We start from the raw sequence: 15,000 nt of genomic DNA, 5'->3' as shown, positions 1-15,000 counted from the left end.
TGTCCTTTGGGTCAGGATGGTCTGGCGTCGCCCTGGCGCCGCTGCGGGCCGACCGCGGACGTCAGTGCTTCTTGCAGCCGCACGCCTTGCCGGCGGCGCAGCTGTCGCAGCAGGGCTTCTCGAAGCCGCCCAGGCGGATGACCAGCTGCTGGCCGCTGATCGCGTTCGAGGCGGTCGCCAGGTTGTCGACCTGGATGAAGACCGACGAGTCGAGGCCGACGATGTCGACGTCCGTGCAACCGGTGTAGCTGCGGAGCGGCACCTCGGTGCAGCTGTCGCCGCACCTGAACTGGGACCCGTAGATGAACCGCCGCGGAGCCCACTCGCGCAGGGGACCGCCCTGCATGGAGAACGCGCCAGAGGCGTTGCTGGGGCCGACCCAGATCTTGAAGTTGACGTGCTTGTAGTTCTCGCTGTCGACGCCGCCGTTGAAGGCGAGCGCGCCCCAGAGGCAGCGCGGGTTGAACGGCAGTGAGTAGTTCTGGGTGCGCAGCAGGATGGACTGGCCCGGCGCGACGTTGAAGTTCGCCACGAAGGTCGTCGGGAGGCCGTTCGCGGTCGTGCCCGTCGGCGTGAGGAGGGTGGGGACGAGGTTGAGGTCGGGGATCCCGAAGTCGTCGCGCACCTCGGCGTAGGACTTGAGGAGCACGGCGAGCTCGATCCAGCGGAGGAGGCAGGGGTTCGGGCAGAAGCCGCAGTTGGCGATGTACTGCGACTTGATGAGGGTCATCAGCTCGCTGCACTCCGGGAACGGCGGCGTCTCGGGCACCTGGGGCTGCGGCGGAAGCTGTGGGGCCGGGGCCGCACCGGGCATGACCACGAGCGTCTGGCTCGGCACGGACTGGGCCGGCAGGCTCGCCACCGGCACCTTCTGGAACCCGGCGATCTGGCAGATCGAGTCGACGCTCTCGGCGGCGGCGTCGACGTACTGCCCGAACCCGGCGCGGCGCAGGTTCTGGACGATGGTGTTCAGGTCGTTCATTGCGGTGCAGCTCCTTGAGCCACCGGCTCAGGCTCGACGCCCTCGTTCACCTCTGCGGGCAGGAGCTCGAGGGAGACCTCCACTGCCGGTGGCAGGGCAGGGAGGAGATCGAAGAACAGCGGGACCTCGAGGTGAGGTGACCGAAAAAACAGGTAGCCCCCGGCGCGCAGGACCTCGAAGGTTGAGGTCGAGGCCGCCGATGCGGGACGAATGGTGATCAGCGCTGCCGCCCCGGCAGCGTCTTCGCCTCGGGCGGGCCAGCGGAAGATGGGGCCCCCGACCGTCTCCTGTTGGAGCACGTGGAAGCGACCGTCGTCGCTCCGACCGATGACGCGGGCGCGCAGCATCACGAGCCCTGCGGAATCGCCTGCAGAATGGCGTCGGAGATCGTGGTGCCGACTTGGGCGAGGCCTGCGCCGGCCATGATGCCGAGCGACGTGCCGATGCCCGCGTACCGCGTGGCCGTGTCGACGCGCACGCCCTGCTGCCGCTCAAGGTCACTCGGCTCGGTGAGCACGTAGGACCCCACGGCCCCGAGCACGCCGACGATGTACGGGATCGACTTGGCGAGGCCCGGGTAGTTCGGCATGACCGACGGGAGGACGAGCTCGCCGATGAACCCGACGCCAGCGCCCGCGGTGGTGAGCACCATCGTCGTCCCGCTGATGTCGGCCACGCTGCGCTCGAGCTGGTTGCCCAGCGACGCCGCGTAGTTGTTGGCGCGCTCCGTGAGCTGGGCCGTCTTCTCCTGCGCGTCCTTCACTTCGCCGCGAAGGAGCGCGTTCTCCACGTGGGCGCGAGCCAGGTCCTTGGACTCCTTGTCGGCGCCCTTGCCGAGGGTCTTGAACACGTCCTCGAGCGCATCGCGAAGGGGTTTGGGAGCATGAAGCGCAGCAGTCACAAGACCTCCATCTCATCGAGCACGACCGCGGCTCGGTGAGATGAAGGTGACGAAGTTGATGATGCGAGTCGCCGGTATTTAGGCTAGTCCGATCACATGATTTCCGGTAGGATGGCGCGAGAGTGCGAGCGGTGAACTTGGAGCTGACGCCCATCCATTGTGCGCAGATCCGCAAGGGACTGCGTCTGTCGGTCAAAACTCTCGCCGACGTCCTGGCGGTGTACCCCAAGACGGTCGACAACTGGGAACGGCGCCAGCGCAGTTGGGCGAGCGGCCTCGCCGGCGACTTCATGGCTGCGCTCGGATTCGCAATGTGCCATCTGGGCCCTGAGCAAGCGTGGGGCCCTCCGTGGCTGTCTCGGCGTCAACGACTCGTCTGGATCCTCCGCGCTGCGGCAACAGCAAGCCGCGATAGCTGTCTGGGCAGAGTCTCGATGGTCCCTACATTCCTCGAGGCGCTTCAGCCGCAGGGACGCATCCGCTACCGTGTCGCCGCCCGCGACGAGCTCGAGGTCGAAGGGGAGGGGCCATCGCCGCGCCTCTGCCTGCGCGTCCGTCGACGGCTTGGGCTCCAGATGAAAGAGCTCGCGCAGCTGCTCGCGGTCAGCGACAACACGATCGCCACGTGGGAGCGTGGGCAGCCGGTTCACGGCCTCGAGGCGGACGTCTATTGCGCGCTGGACGCCAGCCTGCAGCGACTCGACCGGGCGGCGGCGTGGGGGCTCCCAGGGTTGGCGCGGCACCGACGCCTGCTGCATGTCCTTCAACACGGCCTTGCAGCGGATCCAACGACGTGCGCCGCCCCGCCGCCCGAGCTGTGCCTGTCAGAGCCCTTGCCGCTGTTGCCCGGGACGATGCTCCGCGTCCGCCCCGAGAACCTGGACAGGAGGGAGCCATGGACGACAAACGAAAGCGACCGAGCGAAGCGATCGAGGCCGTGAAGCAGGAGCTCGACGCCCTGCTCGAGGCGGCTCGGGACACCACCGTGCGCCTCGAGCACGCGTTCGAGGGCATGCGGGCGGTCGGCCAGCACGCGCGCGCAGTTCTCCGGAAATTTTGGACGGGCGGCGCGCGAGGGTAGGGTTCCGGGTCTTCGAGGGCCCGCGTGTTCACTCGAAGACAGGCGTTTGGAGCGCGTAGGACCGCTCCAGGCGCCGCTTTGCGTGCATGTAGGTAAATGTGTTCCACGTGGAACGTTTTCGCGCCTCGCGTGGAACACGTCGACACGACGTCAGCGGGCGCCTTGCGCAGGGCTCCCCTGAACGCGCCAGAGCGCCGCAGCGAGGTCAGCGTCGCCCCGCTCAGGCCAGACCACATCCAGGAGGACGAGGAGGTCGCCAGCCGCTCCACCGCGACGTGCTCCATGGCCCCGCACCTTGTAGGGCCCGAAGTTGTTGGCCCGCAGCGGAAGGCCAATCGTTCCGCCGGAGACGCTGCGGCTCTCCCAAGGACTCTGCACGGGGATCAGGCGCTCGGCGTAAAGCTGCGCGTAAGTCACCGTCAGGCGGGTGACGAGGTCGAGGGCGCGTCCTTCGTCAGGTCGAGCAGGCCGCCACACTGGGTCGGGTTCAACTACAACGACGCGCAGCAGCAAGTCGCCCGGAGGTGAACCCCGCCCGCCGCCGCCGAGGACGTGGAGGAGGATGCCCACCTCAGCGCCCTGGGGAACGTCGACGAACATCTCTTGCGTGCCCTCGGGGCGGGGGACGTTGATGCGCGTCCGACCGCCGCGCAGCATCGTCAGGAACGGGAAGCTGATTTCGCGGTACTCGTCGACGCCGGGTGGAGCAGGGGGCCGAGCTCGTGTTCGCGGTGCCTGTGGCGGAGCCGCCGCGGGTGCTGGAGGCGGGGGCGTCCCCATTGCAGTGTCTGTCTCGCTGTGTGTCGATTCGGCGAGACGGTCTATTTCACGATACAGCGTATCGCGGGCGACGTTTATCTGCTTCTGGAACTCGTCGAATTGCGTCGAACCCTTGTGGTGATCGGGGTGAAAAGCGAGCGCCAGGCGGCGATGTGCCCGTTTGACCTCATCGCGGCCCGCGCCGGCGCTTACGCCCAAAATCTGGCGCGCTTCATCGAGCGTCACAATGGAGGTGATAATAACCGAATTGATCCGGATCGAATTGAAGAAAATCCCCGAATATGCGATGCTGCAAATGTGGCGCTGGACGATGACCTGCGGGGGGATAATGGTTCCGATGAAACCGGATCTTTCTCTGGGAGTTCGGACGCGCCGCGAACCTTCAGCCGCCTGGTGGTGACGCAGGTGCAGCGAGGCCCGCCCAGTCGGCTCGCGCGCGAGCTCGGGGTGCAGGGACGGCCGATGTTGAGCGTGTTGATCGCGCCGACGCCGCCCGCGCTCGCGCGGCAGTCGCTCGAGGTTCACGACCGGTCGGCGCGCCTGCGCGTGTTCGTGGACGGCGCGGAGGTGACCGACACCTTCGACGACCTGGGCGCCGACCTCCCGCACGCGAGCAGCGCGACGCCGCTACAAGACGTCGAAGTCGTCGGGCTTCGCCAGCAGGTCGAGGAGCAGCGCACGAACCTGCGGCAGTTGGAGTCGCAGACGGGCGCCGCGACGCGATTCCTCGAGCTCCTGATGAAGGAGATTGCGGAAGCACAGGCTCGGCACGCCAAGGTCCAGACCGCGCTCGAGCAGGCGACGAAGACGACGCAGGGGCACGCCCAAGACCTGCAGGACAAGGAGATGCGCCACGTCCTCGCCCAGGTCGAAGAGCTGCACAGGCTCGACAAGGAGCAGGTGAAGAAGCTGCACGAACTCGCGCAGGAGTCGATCACCATGATCGGGGTGTCGACGCAGCTACAGGCGGCGATGCGCGCGAGCCTGCGCCCCCAGACCTGGCGCGACACCATCACCGCCACCAAGGAACTCCTGCAGGCCGTGGCACAGGGTCCGGTTGCCGTCCTGGCGACAGGCTGGATGCAGTCGATGGTCGCGCAGAGGCGCGGTCACGACGTGTCGGCGGCGCAGGTCCTCGACGCCCAGCTGCTGGTCGGCGAGCAGGCTCGCGCCCGCTACCATCGCCTGCGCACGCTGCTCGCACAGCTGGCGCCGCACGCGGTCACGCACACGGCCGCGGTCGTCGGCGACTTCCTTGAGGGGCAGGTTCCGCTCGAGGCGGTCGCGCACGTGCTGCAGACCCACCTCGCACGCGCGACGGTGGTTCAGCAGGGGCGCGGCTCGTAGTGGCTCAGGGCAGCTGCTCATCGTCGCCGTCGCCGTGAGCGCCGGTTGTTGGCGAGCTTCCCCAAGGGACAGATTGCGCTTGAGGCGATTGCGCACCCACAGCCGCAAGCGCGAGGTGGGCCTGAAGTAGCAACCAAGGGACGCGGCTCACAGAGATCGGCCATACCGATCTCGCTGAACAACCATACAGGGGCCGATCTGCGTGAGTCGCGGACCCCGCCTGAACACTGTTCAGCCTTAATCGACGCGCGAATTTAACCGAAGTGCGGTCTTGCACCGCGCGGTTTGGGGCTGCTATCCAGGTTGTGGGCCTGGCCTGAAGGTCAGGACGCTGTTCCTCAAAACTTTTGGGGCAGGGAGTTTTCACCGCTCGACTCCCGCAATCGCACGCCAGAGCGTGCGGCCCCGGCAAGGATGACGGCCCTCGGCCGAACTCCGTTTTGCCGATAATAGATATTATGTTAAGTTGAAGAGAACAGTAGCCAGGGGCCCCAGGCTGCCGTCCTAAGCTCAGGCCGTCCGGCGCGCCTCCACGACCGTCGCGACTTCCCGATGGCTCGGCACAGTTTGCTGCTCGTAGTAAGTCATCAGGAATTTTGGGCGCCCGAGCTTCATGAGCATTCCGATCGCTCGGCACGGTTTGCAACTCGCACGCATGGCTTGTAAAAATCCATTGCCCGCACACGATGACCCACTGTTCGTAGTTCAGCAGCTGAACCCGTCGGCGCCGCGTAAGTTGCTCAGGCCCGCACCGCCGCGTCCTCCCGGGCTCGTCCAACGGCCGGCGGCGAAGCTGGTCAAACGGTGTCGACCCGGCCGCATCCGCGCTCTGTAGCCGCCTCGCGGCCCGTCGAACCATGGAACCACGCGTCGCGGCGGGCCGGCGGCGGCTCGCGCTGCTCAGCGGATCGGCAGCCAGAAGCGGCTGAGCGGCAGCCAGATCCGCTCGGCGCGGCCTTTCACGTTGCCGCGCGGGACGTACGGCTGCGGGCGCTCGGCGGCCGGGTCGACGAAGTTGCTGGCGTCGTGGGCCTTCTGATAGGCGCGCTTGGCCAGTTCGCGGGCGACCTCGGGCGTCGGGCACAGACCGGCGCTGCACTGCATGCGGATCACGACCTCGGTGGCCGGCACGGCGAACGCGTACTGCGTGCCGTGGCCCGAGGCGGCGTCGCCGACGATGGCGCCGCTGGCGACGCTGTCGTCGACCCGGGCGTTCGGGATCTCGGCCTGCAGCGCGGCCAGCTTCTCGGCCAGGCCCTCGGTCGGCCGCAACCACACCCACACGCCGAGGCTGTAGGCGACGTCGCGGACGGTCGCGTCGAGGCGGATCCGGTCGTACTCGTAGCGCTCCGCGAGCGGGCTCGGCGGCATCTCCTTGTAACCGGGGATGTCGCCCGGCGGCAGCAGCTCCGGCAAGCGCGTGCGGTCCTTGATGACCGAAGGGACATGTCCTTCGACGGTGCGGACCAGCGCGAGCAGGTCGCGGTCGCTGGCGCAGCGCTGGCGGCCGCACTCGAGGCTGAACGCGACCTGGCCCTTGGCATCGGCGCGCACGTAGGTGAACTTGTGCTCGTCCTCGACCAGCCAGCCGTCGTCGCCGGCCTCGTTGACGGCCTGGCGCGCGAGCGTGCGCGAGCTGCCGACCGAGGCCAGTGCGGCGTCGCGGACGAGGTCCACGCCCTCGTCGGGGGCCCGCCAGGCGCGCAAGCGGACCAGCCCGGCCGGGGTCGCCGGCTCGGCCCCGGTCTTGCTGTAGCGGCGCTCGATGAAGGTCTCGGCGGTCGCGCTGCGGCTGGTCCAGTGCTGCGAGTAACGGGCGGTGTTGTCGCCGTCGAGGATCTGGCGCGCGTCCTGGCTGCGGTCGCGGTTCCAGCGCTCGACGACCTCGGCGACCTTCTCGGCGACGCGGCCCGGCGTGCGGCAGATGGCGTTGCCGCAGCGCAGGCGCATCACCGCGTCGGCGGCGTTCAGGCGGAACACCACGTCCTGGGCGACCTCGCCGGACTTGAGGGTGAGCGCGCCGACGTCGCCGCCGATCCGCTGCAGGCGCTCGCGCAGCTTGGTGTTGCCCTTGCTGCCGATCCGCTCGTCGCCCTCGATGAGCGCCGAGAACGTCGACTCGGTCCCCTCGCCTGCCGTCAGCGCGCGGTACACCGCCTCGCCGCCGAGCACCGGCTCGCGCCAGATCTCGAGCTCGAGGCCGTGAGCGTCGCTCGCGTGGTCGGCGATGTAGAGGATGTGATCGAAGCTGGCGTCGCCGCGGGCCGAGACGTCGTCGGGGCGCGTCAGCGAGAACAGCTTCTCGTCGGTGAGGTCGCGCAGGTCCTTGACGCTGAGCAGGCCGTCGGCCGCGACCGCCTCGACCTGGCGGGTCCACGCCAGGCTGTCGTGGCTCTCGTTGCGGTTGTCGCCCATCACGAGCAAGTGGCCGTCGGGCACGGTCCACTCCCCCACCCTGCGGGCGCCGGCGCGCGGGTCGAGGTTGGTCTTGTAGCGGACCACGTAGGTGTGGCCGTCGATCGTCTCCTCGAACAGCTCGCAGTGCGGGACCTGCTGCGTGCCGCTGTCGTCGCGGCACTTCTCGGGCAGCTTGTTCCGCTTCAGCTCCGCGAACTCGGCGTCGCCGCTGCGGCGGATGCTGACCTTGTTGCCGTCGACGCGGATGGTGTCGCCGGGCAGGCCGATGACGCGCTTGATGAAGTCCTCGGACTCGTCGATCGGGTAGCGGAAGACGACGACGTCGCCGCGCGCGATGTGACCCCAGCGCTCGCCGACGACGGTGGTCGTGAACGGGATCTGGATGCCGTAGATGAACTTGTTGACGAAGATGTGATCGCCGGCGACGAGCGTCGGCATCATGCTGCCGCTCGGGATCTTGAACGGCTCGTAGAGGCACGAGCGCAGGCCGAGCGCCACCAGGACCGCGACGCCGACGTTCTCGATCGTCTCGCGCAGCGGGCTCTTGCGGGCGAAGCTGGCGTGCTGGTGCAGCAGCTCGTCGAGCCGCTCGGCCTCGTCCTCGGCGCGGTCCCACTGCTTGGCCTCGCGGTAGCGGGCCAGCGCGTCGGCGCTGTCGCGGATCGCCCGCGCGGGCTCGGGGGCGATCCGGCCGCCGTACTTCTTGAGGATCCGGTTGGCCTCCTTGACCAACATCCCGGCGGCGGCCTTGACGCTACCCGTCGAGCGGCGCCCCTCGGGCTTGGCCGGGCGCGGCTCCTGCGCTTGCTGCGGCGTGGTCACGGAGGCTCTCTAGTCTAGCTTCAGGATGGCGTGGAAGGCACCTTGCGGGATTTCAACGTTGCCGACCGCCTTTAGGCGTCGCTTGCCGCGCTTCTGCTTCTCCAGCAGCTTGCGCTTGCGGGAAATGTCGCCGCCGTAGCACTTGGCGAGCACGTTCTTGCGCAGCGCCTTGACTGTGGTCCGGGCGATGACGCGACTGCCGATCGCGGCCTGGATCGCGACCTCGAACTGCTGCTGCGGGATCTCGTCCTTCATTTTGATGCAAAGGTCGCGGCCGCGGTTGTAGGCGTTGTCGCGGTGGCTGATGAGCGAGAGCGCGTCGACGCGCTCGCCGTTGACCAGCAGGTCGACGCGCACCAGCTCGGCGCGGCGGTACTCGCCCTGCTCGTAATCGAGGCTGGCGTAGCCGCGCGACAGGCTCTTGAGCTGGTCGTAGAAGCCGAACACGACCTCGGCGAGCGGCATCTCGTAGGTCAGCTGGACCCGCTTGGAGGTCTGGTACTTGATGTCGAGCTGGATCCCGCGCCGGTCCTGGCACAGCTTGATGATCGCGCCGAGGTACTCCTCGGGGAGCTGGATCCGGGCGATGATCATCGGCTCCTCGATCGCCTCGTAGTCGCCGATGTCCGGCATCTTGGCCGGGTTGTCGATCACCGTCTCGGTGCCGTCCTTGAGGTACACGCGGTACTTCACGCTCGGCGCGGTGGTGATGATGTCGAGGTCGTACTCGCGCTCGAGCCGCTCCTGGATGATCTCCATGTGCAAGAGGCCGAGGAAGCCGAGGCGGAAGCCGAAGCCCAGCGCGACCGAGGTCTCGGGCTCCCAGGTGACGCTGGCGTCGTTGAGGGTGAGCTTGGCCAGCGCGTCGCGCAGCTCGGAGTAGTCGGCGTTGTCGGTCGGGAACACGCCGGCGAATACCATCGGCTGCACGACCTTGAAGCCCGGCAGCGGCTCGGCCCCGGGGTCGTCGGCGGCGGCGACGGTGTCGCCGACCTTGGAGTCGACGACCTCCTTGACGTTGGCGACCAGGTAGCCGACCTCGCCCGCCGACAGCTCGGGCATGCTCGTGATCTCGGGCGCGTAGGCGCCGACGTCGATAACGTCGTAGTGCTTGCCGGTCGCCATCATGCGGATCTTGTCGCCGGCGCGCAGGCGGCCGGAGAACACCCGCACCATCGAGATGACGCCCTTGTAGCTGTCCCACCACGAGTCGATGATGAGCGCCTTGACGGGTCGCTCGACGTCGCCGTGCGGCGCGGGGATCCGGAGGATGATCGCCTCGAGCAGGTCGGGCACGCCGAGGCCGGTCTTGGCCGAGACCAGCAGCGCGTCGCTGGCGTCGAGCCCGACCGCCTCCTCGATCTGCTTCTTCACGCCCTCGACGTCGGCGCTCGGCAGGTCGATCTTGTTGATCACCGGGATGATCTCGAGGTTGGCGTCGAGCGCCATGTAGACGTTGGCCAGCGTCTGCGCCTCGACGCCCTGGGTAGCGTCGACGACCAGCAGCGCCCCCTCGCAGGCGGCCAGGCTGCGCGAGACCTCGTAGCCGAAGTCGACGTGCCCGGGCGTGTCGATCAGGTTCAGCGCGTAGGTGACGCCGTCGTACTTGTACGACATGCGCACGGCCTGGGCCTTGATCGTGATGCCGCGCTCGCGCTCGATGTCCATGCGATCGAGGTACTGCGCCGTCTTGTCGCGCTCGGTCAGAAGACCGGTGGCCTCCATCAATCGATCGGCGAGCGTGCTCTTGCCGTGATCGATGTGGGCGATGATGCAGAAGCTGCGGATCGTGGGCCGCTCGGGAGCGGTCGGATCGACCATACGTGGAACGGACTTGCTCATGTCAGGTGGCGGAGCGGTGAGCGGGTGCGGCGCGGACGTCTTGGAGCGAAACCGGGGGCGGCCCGGGTCGCCTGGGGCCGTGAAATTCGGAGAGCGGCACGGCGCGCGAGGACACCGTGTTCGGCCGCGGCGATCGTCAGCCGCGGCTAGTAGCACAAGACGCGCCGTCGCGCCTGCGCCGGCGCCGCGGGCGGGGTCACATTTGCCCTCGGCTTGCGAGCGGCGCCCGCCGTCCCCTAAAGTGTGTCCGGTGATCCCCTTCCTCGCTCGCCCGGCCGCGCTGCTCCTCGTCCTCGGGCTCGCCGGCTGCGCGGGCAAGGCCAAGGCCACCGCCGCCCCCACCGCCGCGTCCACGCCCGACAACGAGCCGCCGCACAAGATCGAGCCGATCCTGCCAGTGCGCCAGGTCGCGCTGATCCCGCTGGCGATCGACGGCCAGCACTGCGACGCGGCCGGCAAGCGCGTGCAGCAGCAGGACTCGAACTACGACGGCCGCGCCGACCTCGTCACGCTGATCGGCGGCCGCGCGCCCGACGAGGGCCGCACCCGCTGCCAGCAGGCCGACCTCAATTTCGACGGCCGCCTCGACGCGTTCCTCCACTTCGACGAGACCGGCGAGCTGGTCCGCGAGCAGTACGACCAGGACTTCGACGGCCGCATCGACCTCGGTCGCCACCACGAAGACGGCAAGCCCACGCTCGACGAGCAGGACACCGACCACGACGGCTACGTCGACGCCTGGCGCCGCTACGACAAGGGCCGCCTGGTCCGCATCGACGCCGACCGCGACCGCGACGGCAAGCCCGACGTGTTCACGTTCTTCGTCCAGGGCAACATCGACCGCGTCGGCTACGACACCGACGGCGACGGCAACGTCGACGCCTGGGACCAAGACGTCGCCCGCCGCGCCAAGCTGGCGCTCGATCGCCGCCGCAAGGCCGACCGCGACCTCGGCAGCGAAGAATTCGTCGACGCCCCCAAGGCCGAAGAAGCCAAGCCCGAAGCCGCCGCGGAGGCCGACAAGAAGGGCGGCAAGGGCAAGAAGGCCGAGGCGGGCAAGACCGACGCGAAGAAGTCGGACAAGGCGGCCGACGCCAAACCGGCCGAGGCGAAGCCGAGCGACGCCAAGCCGGGCGACGACAAGAAGTCCGACGCGAAGAAGCCCGCCGCCGACAAGCCCGCCAAGAGCGCGAAGGATCCCGAGGCGTCGAAGCCGGCGGACAAGAACGCGGCGCCGCCTGCGGCCGACAAGCGCGGCTGATCAGCGCTGCGCACGTCGTGCGTCGGAGCGGCGATCGCCGCTCCGCAGGCGTGGGAAAGCGCCCGGGCGCAGACGTTTGGCACTTGGGTCCCCTTCCCCCCTCGCGTGCTGCGAGGCTCCGCGCTATCATCGCGGCGATGGAGCAGAGGGATCGCGCAGGTTCGGAGGAACCGGAGGCCGTTCTGGACGAGACCGCCGTCGACCCCGGTGACGACGACTACGGTCCCCCGTTCGAGCGCCGCAGTTTCGGCGGCGAGTTCGTGTGGGCGCAGGGCCAGGGCTACACGGCCAAGGTGCTGCGCGTCCGCGCCGGCGAGGTGGTGGCGATCTCGACGAAGGGCCGCCGCGACATGACGGTGATGCTGACCGGCGGCCGCGCCCTGCTCGAGACCCGCGCCGAAGACAGCGTCGATCGCGTGGAGCTGCTGCCGGCGACGCCGGTGGCCATCGCCGAGGGCGAACACGCGTACCGCCTGGTCGCGGTCACCGACGTCGAGCTGTTCACGATCTACAGCGCGAAGGGCTGATCCGGCGAGGCCCGCGGCGAGCGCCGGGCGCTCGCGCTGCGCGGAAGTGCGGCCCGCGGCTTCGTGGCGTGGCGCTCGCGCTGCGGGTATGGTCGGCGCGTGCGTACGCCTCCCCTCCCGCGCTGGCCTGCCACCTGGCCGAGCGCCTGGGTCGCGCCGCTGGTGCTGGCGGCGGCGTGGTCGATCGCGCTGGTGAACGAACCCGAGCTGGCGGCGCAGCGCGGGCTGGTGTTCGCCGGCGGACCGTTCGTGCTGCTGGCCGGGCTGCACGCGCGTCTCGGCGGCTACCTGCACGCGCCGGAGCGCGAGCGGCTGCTGCCGCTGCCGATCGAGCCCGCGCGTCACTTCCAGTCGGCCCGCCCGGCGCACCGCCGCGGCTTGGCGTTGACGATCGCGGCGGGCGTCGGCGCGATCGCGGCGGCCACGCTGCCGGACGTGGCGCGCTGCGGGTGGCTGCTCGCCGACTTCCTGTGGCTGGCGCTGGCGGCGATCCTGATCGAGCCGGGCATCGCCGGGGTGGCGGCCTACGCCGGGCGACGGTTCCCGGCCGGTCACTGGATCACGGAGGCGCAGCGGTTCGGCGCGGGCGGCTGGACGGCCGAGGAGGCCGCGGTCCACCTGTACGCGCCGGCGCTCGGGATCGGGCTGGCGACGCTGGTGGCGATGCCGGGGCAGCTGACGCTGGCCCGCCTGGCCGAGCGCGGGGCGGCGAGCTCGCAGCACTGGACGCTGCTGGCGGCGCCGATGCTGGCGGCGGTGCTCGTGCGGGTCACGGCAGGCCGGCTGTACGCGGCGGGGCTGTGGGAGGCGGTGCCGTGGCTCAGCGAGGCGACGCGGCGACTGGCCGGGACCGGCGCTCCGGCGCCGCGGCCGGCCTTCGTCGCGCACATGCACAACCCGGTCCTGCAGCTCGGCGCGACCCAGCTGCTGCGGCTCTGTCCCCTGCTGCGCCTGCGCCTGGTCGCCCTGGTCGCGGTCAGCGGCTGGCTGGTGTTCCGCGACCTGCCGCCCGACGCGCCGCGGATCGCCCTGTGGTGCGCCCTGGCGGCCCTGTGGCTGAGCCCGCTGCAGGTGCTGGCGCGCGAGCGCCGGCGCAACGCTGCCCTGCTGGCCGCCCTACCCCTGCCCGCGCCCGAGCGCACCGGCCGCCTGCGCGGGCTCGAGGGCGCGCTGCTGGCCCCGCCCGCGGCGCTGGGGGCGTTCCTGTTCGTGCGCTGGCTCTAAAAACCTGCGCCGCAGGGCATGCGCGTAAGGGCATGATAGGAAGGACATGCTCATGAGTGCATGTGCTGAAGGACATGAGAGGAGGGACATGTCCGAACGAGCGCTTGCAACGAAAGACCCCTCGCTCGCGCGCGAGGGCCGGCGTCACTTGTCGCGCACGACGGTGAACTCCATCATGCGGCACGGCAGGTCGGCGCGCGGGTCGTGCGTCATGCCGGCGACGGCGCGGCGGCACACGCGGTCGCTCTTGCGGTCGCCGGTGCTGACCTGGGTGGCAATGGCGTAGGCGCTGCCGTCGGCGCCGACGCAGAAGGCCGTGACGTTGCGGCGGCTCTCGCCGACCCGCATCGAGGCGCAGGCCGAGGTGGCGAGGGCGACGAGCACGAACAGGGCGGTGCGCATACGCGGCGACGTTAGCGCCCCGCGGGCGGCTGCGCCAGCGACGGGCTCACTGGACCTGGCCGGCGACGCTGCGCAGGAGGAAGGTGACCGGGCCGTCGTTGACGAGCTCGACCTCCATGTGCGCGGCGAAGCGCCCGGTGGCCACCGTGAGGCCCTCCGCCCGCAGCGCCGCCGCCACGGCCTCGTAGAGCGCGCGGGCGCGCTCGGGCAGCTCGGCCCCGTCGAAGCTCGGCCGCCGGCCCTTGCGCAGGGTCCCGGCCAGGGTGAACTGCGAGACGACGAGGACGCCGCCGCCGACCTCGGCGAGGGTCCGGTCCATCGGCGTGGCCCCGGGGAAGAACCGCAGCGCGGCGATCTTCCTGGCGGTGGCGACCGCGTCGGCCTCGACGTCGCCGCGCTCGACCGCGACGAGCAGCATGGCGCCGCGCTCGATGGCGCCGACGACCTCGCCGTCGACCCGCACCGCCGCCCGCGAGACCCGCTGGATGACCGTCAGCACGCGGCCCTCAGATCCACCCGTACAGGATCGCGGCGGTGAGCGCGATCCAGACGACGAAGTTGATCATGAACAGCGGGTCCTTGAGCATCTCCTCGGTCGGCGACTCGGCCTCGCGCCGGGTGGTCGAGAGGTAGATGAAGCGGGCGATGCCCACGACCCCGAACACCGCGGTGTACGCCAGGCGGTTGGTGCCGAACATCTCGAGCACGTGCTCGCTCAGGGTGTAGGCGATGTAGAGGCCGACGGTGGCGAAGCCCAGCGCGTAGAGGATGATGCGCAGGGTGACGAGGTTGTAGGCGGCCAGCGCGGCGCGCTGCTTCTGCGGATCCTCGGCGCCGGCGAGCTCGTGGGCCCGCTTGCCGAAGCCGAGGAACATCGCCAGAAGGCCGGTGCAGCCGAGCAGCCACGGCGAGGCCGGGATCCCCAGCGCGAGCGCCCCGGCCAGCACGCGGAGGATGAACCCGGCCGCGATCGACAGCACGTCGACGTAGGCGATCTGCTTGAGCTTGAAGCTGTAGGCCAGGTTCAGCAGGAAGTAGCCGCCGAGCGCGGCGGCGTAGAGCGGCTGCAGCCAGTAGCCGAGCGCGAGGCAGACCGGCACGCAGATCACGGCGAAGCGGCGCGCGACCGCCTCGGGCAGCTTGCCGGAGGGGATCGGCCGGTGGCGCTTCTTCGGGTGGGCGCGGTCCTTCTCGACGTCGACGAGGTCGTTGAGGATGTAGACGCAGCCGGAGATCAGGCAGAACAGCGCGACGGCGCCGGCGGTGACGAGCAGGCTCGTCGGATCGGTGAGCCGCTGGCCGTACATCAGCGGCACGGCGACGAAGAGGTTCTTGATCCACTGACGCGGCCGGAGCGTCTTGATGAGCGCGAGGAGCACGGGGCCGGGACTATCGCACGGCCTCGCCGCGTGT

The 15,000-nt window shown here is 69.8% G+C and carries 15 protein-coding genes; 6 read left to right on the top strand and 9 right to left on the bottom strand.

What is annotated here, in order from left to right; translation table 11 throughout:
• Nucleotides 1-61: 61 nt before the first annotated feature.
• The 3 genes from NAEX_RS46985 to NAEX_RS46975 are packed head-to-tail and all read right to left on the bottom strand — an operon-like array spanning nt 62 to nt 1,832.
• Nucleotides 62-982 (bottom strand): hypothetical protein, encoded by a 921-nt coding sequence (locus NAEX_RS46985; protein ID WP_096333378.1) that lies wholly within the window; start codon nt 980-982, stop codon nt 62-64.
• On the bottom strand, nt 979-1,332 hold the full coding sequence (locus NAEX_RS46980) for a hypothetical protein (RefSeq protein ID WP_211302570.1): 354 nt from the start codon (nt 1,330-1,332) through the stop codon (nt 979-981). The genes NAEX_RS46985 and NAEX_RS46980 overlap by 4 nt, the downstream gene beginning before the upstream one ends.
• Nucleotides 1,329-1,832 carry a hypothetical protein gene (locus tag NAEX_RS46975; protein WP_096333380.1) on the bottom strand — a complete coding sequence of 168 codons (504 nt, stop codon included), beginning with the start codon at nt 1,830-1,832 and terminating at the stop codon, nt 1,329-1,331. The genes NAEX_RS46980 and NAEX_RS46975 overlap by 4 nt, the downstream gene beginning before the upstream one ends.
• Before the next feature lie 182 nt (nt 1,833-2,014).
• Here NAEX_RS46975 and NAEX_RS49305 point away from each other — a divergent pair, with 182 nt between their 5' ends.
• Both NAEX_RS49305 and NAEX_RS49300 read left to right on the top strand, forming a co-directional pair.
• Nucleotides 2,015-2,824: a helix-turn-helix domain-containing protein gene (locus NAEX_RS49305; protein ID WP_096333381.1), complete on the top strand. Its 810-nt coding sequence runs from the start codon at nt 2,015-2,017 to the stop codon at nt 2,822-2,824.
• Nucleotides 2,821-2,964 (top strand): hypothetical protein, encoded by a 144-nt coding sequence (locus NAEX_RS49300; RefSeq protein WP_170136505.1) that lies wholly within the window; start codon nt 2,821-2,823, stop codon nt 2,962-2,964. Before NAEX_RS49305 ends, NAEX_RS49300 begins: the two co-directional genes overlap by 4 nt.
• Before the next feature lie 150 nt (nt 2,965-3,114).
• On the opposite strand, the gene NAEX_RS46965 is transcribed toward NAEX_RS49300, so the two are convergent.
• Entirely contained in the window at nt 3,115-3,969 is an 855-nt protein-coding gene (locus tag NAEX_RS46965; protein ID WP_170136630.1) for a DnaJ domain-containing protein, read from the bottom strand.
• 72 nt (nt 3,970-4,041) lie between these two features.
• Here NAEX_RS46965 and NAEX_RS46960 point away from each other — a divergent pair, with 72 nt between their 5' ends.
• The gene (locus tag NAEX_RS46960; RefSeq protein WP_170136629.1) at nt 4,042-5,091 is read left to right on the top strand and encodes a hypothetical protein; all 1,050 of its coding nucleotides are present in this window, start codon (nt 4,042-4,044) and stop codon (nt 5,089-5,091) included.
• A gap of 900 nt (nt 5,092-5,991) precedes the next feature.
• Here the strand turns inward: NAEX_RS46960 and lepB are convergent.
• Both lepB and lepA read right to left on the bottom strand, forming a co-directional pair.
• Complete coding sequence (gene lepB, locus NAEX_RS52640; RefSeq protein ID WP_211302637.1) at nt 5,992-8,331, bottom strand: signal peptidase I; 2,340 nt, start codon at nt 8,329-8,331, stop codon at nt 5,992-5,994.
• A gap of 9 nt (nt 8,332-8,340) precedes the next feature.
• Nucleotides 8,341-10,152, bottom strand: coding sequence for a translation elongation factor 4 (gene lepA, locus NAEX_RS46950; RefSeq protein ID WP_096334444.1), 1,812 nt, complete (start codon nt 10,150-10,152; stop codon nt 8,341-8,343).
• Nucleotides 10,153-10,423: 271 nt separating this feature from the next.
• Here lepA and NAEX_RS46945 point away from each other — a divergent pair, with 271 nt between their 5' ends.
• The 3 genes from NAEX_RS46945 (at nt 10,424) to NAEX_RS46935 (ending at nt 13,185) form a co-directional block, all read left to right on the top strand.
• On the top strand, nt 10,424-11,434 hold the full coding sequence (locus tag NAEX_RS46945) for a hypothetical protein (protein WP_096334443.1): 1,011 nt from the start codon (nt 10,424-10,426) through the stop codon (nt 11,432-11,434).
• Nucleotides 11,435-11,571: 137 nt separating this feature from the next.
• Nucleotides 11,572-11,961, top strand: coding sequence for a hypothetical protein (locus NAEX_RS46940; protein ID WP_096334442.1), 390 nt, complete (start codon nt 11,572-11,574; stop codon nt 11,959-11,961).
• A gap of 99 nt (nt 11,962-12,060) precedes the next feature.
• A complete protein-coding gene (locus NAEX_RS46935) occupies nt 12,061-13,185 on the top strand; it encodes a hypothetical protein (protein WP_143140143.1) in 1,125 nt (374 codons plus the stop codon).
• 144 nt (nt 13,186-13,329) lie between these two features.
• Here NAEX_RS46935 and NAEX_RS46930 read toward each other — a convergent pair whose 3' ends face one another.
• The 3 genes from NAEX_RS46930 to NAEX_RS46920 are packed head-to-tail and all read right to left on the bottom strand — an operon-like array spanning nt 13,330 to nt 14,966.
• The gene (locus NAEX_RS46930) at nt 13,330-13,587 is read right to left on the bottom strand and encodes a hypothetical protein (protein ID WP_096334440.1); all 258 of its coding nucleotides are present in this window, start codon (nt 13,585-13,587) and stop codon (nt 13,330-13,332) included.
• A gap of 46 nt (nt 13,588-13,633) precedes the next feature.
• On the bottom strand, nt 13,634-14,086 hold the full coding sequence (dtd, locus tag NAEX_RS46925) for a D-aminoacyl-tRNA deacylase (protein WP_096334439.1): 453 nt from the start codon (nt 14,084-14,086) through the stop codon (nt 13,634-13,636).
• Nucleotides 14,087-14,093: 7 nt separating this feature from the next.
• Nucleotides 14,094-14,966, bottom strand: coding sequence for a UbiA prenyltransferase family protein (locus NAEX_RS46920; RefSeq protein ID WP_096334438.1), 873 nt, complete (start codon nt 14,964-14,966; stop codon nt 14,094-14,096).
• Nucleotides 14,967-15,000: the final 34 nt, after the last annotated feature.

Source organism: Nannocystis exedens (assembly GCF_002343915.1).
GTDB lineage: Bacteria > Myxococcota_A > Polyangia > Nannocystales > Nannocystaceae > Nannocystis > Nannocystis exedens.
The sequence above is the reverse complement of the archived record's forward strand: the minus strand, read 5'-3'. Positions and strand labels throughout refer to the sequence as shown.